Raw genomic sequence first — 2,334 nt, forward strand, 5'->3', positions numbered from 1 at the left:
TGTGTTTTAGCAAGTTGGCGTCCGCTTTGTGAGCGGTGTTTTTCCGCAGTGTAGGCAGCGGGTTTTCCGCAGGGTGTGCGGTATCGGCCGCTGCCTGTCTGCGTTGTGTTGGTTATTTGGTCATGAGGGCGTGTTCGCTTCGGTAGGAGCGGCCCTCGAATCTGATGAGCCGTCCGTGGTGGACGGTGCGGTCGATGAGGGCGGCGGCCATGTTCTTGTCGCCGAGCACGCGTCCCCATCCGCTGAATTCGATGTTGGTGGTGTAGATGATGCTCCTTGTCTCGTAGGAATCGGAAATGATCTGGAAGAGGAGCCTGCTGCCCTCCTCGTCTATGGGCAGGTAGCCGAACTCGTCGATGATGAGAAGTCGGGCCTTGCCGATGCTCGCGAGTTCCCGGTCGAGCCGGTTCTCCTGCTGGGCGCGGCGCAGACGCATGAGCAGTCCGGTCGCGGTGAAGAAGCGCACCGGGACGCCCCGCTCGCAGGCGAGCCGTCCGATCGCGATGGCCAGGTGGCTCTTGCCGGTGCCGACGGGCCCGTAGAGCACGAGGTCCTCGCATCCGGCGACGAAGTCGAGGTTCTCGAGCTGCGCGCGCCCCCAGTCGGCGGGCATCTTCAGGTTGGTCCAGTCATAGCCGTCGAGGGTCTTGTCGGCGGGGAAGCCGGCCTGTTTGAGCAGGCGCAGGCGTTTGGATCGCTCGCGCGAGTCGAGTTCGGCCGTGAACCATCGTTCGATGAAGTCGAGCTGGTTGGGCGTGGCCTCGGCGAGCGTGCCGGCGAGCACGCTGCGTGTCAGGGTCAGGCTGCGGCTCATCTTCAGGATGCGTTCGCTTTTCTCGGTCGTGGACGCGCGCCTGCGTCGGGTCTCCGGGATCACCGGATCGGGTCTGACGCTCACCGTTCTTCCCCTCCGTCGTCCGTGCCGGTGATGAACCGGTCGTAGCCGCTCAGGTCGGGCTCCTCGATCCCGCCGGGGTATTCCCACTCGCCGTCGCGCATGCGCAACGCGATAGGGGTGAGCGAGTCCGCGTGCAGGCCCATGTCCCTGTTCGAGCGCAGGATCTCGCCGCACGCCTGCATCGCGGGATCGAACCCGGCCGCCCGGCACGCGTCCCCGATCGCTTTGAGGCTCTCCCTCAACGTCTTTTCGTCCATGGAATCAAGCCACGCGCGTATATCGTCGGGCACGTCCGGGCGGATCGAGCTTTCCCGCCACGCGCGGGGTTTGACCGCGAGCCGGGGAAGCACGAGCGCGGGATCCTCCACATTGCGCGACCGTCCGTACTGTCTGGGATACTCCGCGAAGAGCTCGCCGGTGGCGGGCGAGGTGAGCGTGACCGTGTCCCACCGGATCGCGGCCAATACCCTGGAACGCGCCGAATCGGGGCCGGCGAGGTACCGGTTCGAGTCGATGTCGACCAGCCCGTACTTGTCGGCCGTCCGGCTTTCCCAGCGAACCGGGTCGAACGCCGTGGACGGCAACGGCATCAACGCGGCCCTCTCCTCGTCGAACACCTCGGCCACGGGCACGTCCAGCAACCTCGGGCAATACGAGTCCCTGGCGAGCCCGTCGCACCGCTCCAGCAGGAGACGGCTCAACTGCCCATACGATTCCGCGCGCATGGGCGGCACCATGAGATTGCGCCGCAAAAACCCGACCGCGTTCTCCACGCTGCCCTTCTCGTTGCCCGAATACGGGTTGCAGAACCGGACCTCGAGCCGGTAATGCGCCACGAACGCGGAGAACACCCCGGTCAACGCGACCTCGCCCTTCGCGTTGCGCCGGCCGGCACCGGTCGCGTTGTCCATCACGATCACGGGAGGAACACCCCCGATATGCTCGAACACGAGCATCAGGCCATGGCACAGACACTCCGCGTTCTCGCCCGGCAACGCCACGCACAACCGCATGTTCGAATACGGCAACGAGACCACCAGGCAATGCACGTCCGCCATCTCGCCAGCGATCCGGGCCCGGGCCACGCCGAAATCGACCTGCATGCTGCCCGCCGCCCACTCGAGCCGCACGTACCCCTCGCGATCCGGCATGCCGCGGTTCGCCTCGCGCCACCGGTGCACGTAACGCATCGTGGTCGAATACTCGCCGTCGTAGTCCGTCTCCGCCAGCAGACGGTCGTGCACGCGCCTGATCGTGTGACGCTGCTTCCTGGGCAGCATCCGATCCGCCTCCAGCCACTCGTCCACCAGATGCGCGTACGGGTCGATCTTCGACCCGTACCTGCGATCCGCCTTCGGCTTGGGCGAGCAATCCTCCATATCCGCGTACTTCGCGACCGTCCCGCGATCCACGTGAAGACGCCGCGCTATCTGCGC

Annotated in this window: 2 protein-coding genes; both read right to left on the reverse strand. The window is 65.9% G+C overall.

Annotated features, from left to right (window positions below):
- Positions 1–112 precede the first annotated feature (112 nt).
- On the reverse strand, positions 113–877 hold the full coding sequence (istB, locus tag V7E09_RS15300) for an IS21-like element ISBlo1 family helper ATPase IstB (protein ID WP_012472066.1): 765 nt from the start codon (positions 875–877) through the stop codon (positions 113–115).
- 17 nt (positions 878–894) lie between these two features.
- Positions 895–2,334, reverse strand: a 1,440-nt coding sequence (gene istA, locus V7E09_RS15305; RefSeq protein ID WP_324523698.1) for an IS21 family transposase, incomplete at its 5' end; no start/stop codon positions are given.

The sequence above is a fragment of the Propioniciclava sp. genome (assembly GCF_036744435.1).
In the GTDB taxonomy this organism is placed as follows: Bacteria; Actinomycetota; Actinomycetes; order Propionibacteriales; family Propionibacteriaceae; genus Propioniciclava.